This window comes from Microcystis sp. M53602_WE12, assembly GCF_030065455.1.
In the GTDB taxonomy this organism is placed as follows: Bacteria; Cyanobacteriota; Cyanobacteriia; order Cyanobacteriales; family Microcystaceae; genus Microcystis; species Microcystis aeruginosa.
In genome coordinates this window covers 1-1,848 of sequence record NZ_JASJFB010000247.1, presented here as the reverse complement: position 1 = coordinate 1,848, position 1,848 = coordinate 1, and the positions used below count along the sequence as shown (strand labels likewise).

At 43.2% G+C, this 1,848-nt stretch carries 4 protein-coding genes and 1 pseudogene; 4 read left to right on the top strand and 1 reads right to left on the bottom strand.

What is annotated here, in order from left to right:
• Both PX482_RS09040 and PX482_RS09035 read left to right on the top strand, forming a co-directional pair.
• A partial coding sequence (locus PX482_RS09040) for a transposase (RefSeq protein WP_288121942.1) occupies positions 1-143 on the top strand: 143 nt, incomplete at its 5' end.
• Positions 144-177: 34 nt separating this feature from the next.
• Positions 178-621 (top strand): chloride channel protein, encoded by a 444-nt coding sequence (locus PX482_RS09035; protein ID WP_002761777.1) that lies wholly within the window; start codon positions 178-180, stop codon positions 619-621.
• A 146-nt stretch (positions 622-767) separates the two neighbouring features.
• Here the strand turns inward: PX482_RS09035 and PX482_RS27665 are convergent.
• Positions 768-872, bottom strand: a pseudogene (locus tag PX482_RS27665) (bluetail domain-containing putative surface protein); the annotation flags it as partial.
• Positions 873-933: 61 nt separating this feature from the next.
• On the opposite strand from PX482_RS27665, the gene PX482_RS09030 reads away from it, so the two are divergent.
• Complete coding sequence (locus PX482_RS09030; protein ID WP_287657942.1) at positions 934-1,239, top strand: type II toxin-antitoxin system Phd/YefM family antitoxin; 306 nt, start codon at positions 934-936, stop codon at positions 1,237-1,239.
• Positions 1,236-1,568: a type II toxin-antitoxin system RelE/ParE family toxin gene (locus tag PX482_RS09025; protein ID WP_002761780.1), complete on the top strand. Its 333-nt coding sequence runs from the start codon at positions 1,236-1,238 to the stop codon at positions 1,566-1,568. Before PX482_RS09030 ends, PX482_RS09025 begins: the two co-directional genes overlap by 4 nt.
• Positions 1,569-1,848 lie beyond the last annotated feature (280 nt).

Here is a 1,848-nt window from a genome sequence, read left to right as displayed (position 1 = left end):
GTTATTTCGAGCGAAGGACAACGAATGGGATGGTCGAGGGAATCAACAATAAACTTAAACTAATAAAACGGAGAAGCTATGGCTTTAGAAACTTTCGGAATTTTTGGGTTAGAAGTATGTTGTCTTGGCATCTTGTCTGTTGATTTAGCATAAAGGGTAACGAAGAGCCGAAACTTCATGAAGAAATTCGTCAAGAATAGTGAAGCTCCAGGAGCGGTCTTGCTGCTGGTTTTCTTAGGGCGCTTTCTCCTGACAATGATTTGTTATGGTTCTGGGGAAATTGGCGGGATTTTTGCCCCGATGTTAGCCCTGGCTACTCTATTCAGTTTAGGGCTGGCACAAGTGTGCGATGCTTGGTTTCCGGGTCAACTGCCCCAACCCGGGGTTTTTGCCGTCGCTGGGATGGGGGGATTAGTGGCGGCCACGGTCCGCGCTCCCCTCACCGCCGTCATGTTGGTGATGGAATTGACGGATAATTTTTTGGTGGCGCTGCCAATTTTACTGACTTGTATCTGTGCTGCAATCACAGCCCACTTCTTAGGTGGTGAACCTGTTTATAGTGTCTTGCTCAAGCGAATTTTGGACAAATTAGAGCGGCAACCCCCCAGCGATCGGATTTAACCCATTACAAGAAAACGGGTTTCTCAAAGAAACCTGTTTTCTAAATAGGCGTTTGCAGAAAACGGGTTTCTCAAAGAAAACTGGTTTCTAAATAGTTTCTTGAAGAAACCCGTTTTCTAGGTGACTTAGAAGGATAACTTAGACACTTAGATAAAAAAGCTACTAACGTTAATTCTCCCTAAAGCTGGTAAAGTACTGGTAAATCCGGTCATATTTATTAATAAATCATTGCTGGATTGGAAGCCAGCCGTGAGACGATCGGGTATTTGTCACAGGAGACTTAATTTAAGGTAGCATATAATTAAATGCGTTTTGTCTGCTAAGATAATGCTCAACCTTTCAAAAGACATTCATTCTTTAACTGAGTTTAAACGAAACACGACCCAGTTCCTAGAGCATCTCAAACAAACCAAAGACCCTTTGGTGCTTACGGTTGATGGGAAAGCAGCACTCGTCGTGCAAGATGCGGAATCCTATCAGACACTTCTTGAAGCTGCTGAATTGGTTGAGACGCTTAAAGGAGTCAAGCGTGGTCTTGAAGAGATGAAGCAAGGCAAAGGTAAGAAGGCAGAGGAATTCTTCTCTGAATTGTTCGATAAGCTGGACAGTTCTCCATGAGCCAAAAGTATCAAGTCGTCATACAACCTGAAGCACAACAGGGAATTGAAAAAGCCTATCTGTGGTTCAGCAAAGATTCTCCTCGAAAAGCGAGGTTGTGGCTGGAAGGATTGTACAAAGCAATTCTGTCACTAGAGCAAATGCCTTACCGTTGTTCACTTGCTTTTGAAAATAATTTCTTGGAGGAAGAAATCCGACAACTTATTTATGGTAAGGGACGTAGTGCCTACAGAATTCTCTTTACCATCACTGGCGATATTGTGCAGATTCTTTTCGTGCGCCACGTTGCACAAAAGCCTTTGTCAAGTCAAGAAGATGAAGAAGAGTAGAGGCCCATAGCATACCATTGTTGTCCTAAATTGTGACGGCAAAGATTTGATAGGTAAGGTTTGCTGAAAAAGCTTTTCCTAGGGGCAGGGTGTGGGGTGTGGGGTGTGGGGTTTTACCCATTTTCAGGTGGTCAATTACCTAATTTTCAGGGAAAAATTCCCGGAATTTTCCCCCCAATCACTCCAATGGTCGGCACTTTTTGAGGGAAAAAAAGTCTAAAAGCCTTATCCAACAAGGTTTTTAGATTTATTCAGCAAACCCTAAATAGAAAGAAAACGG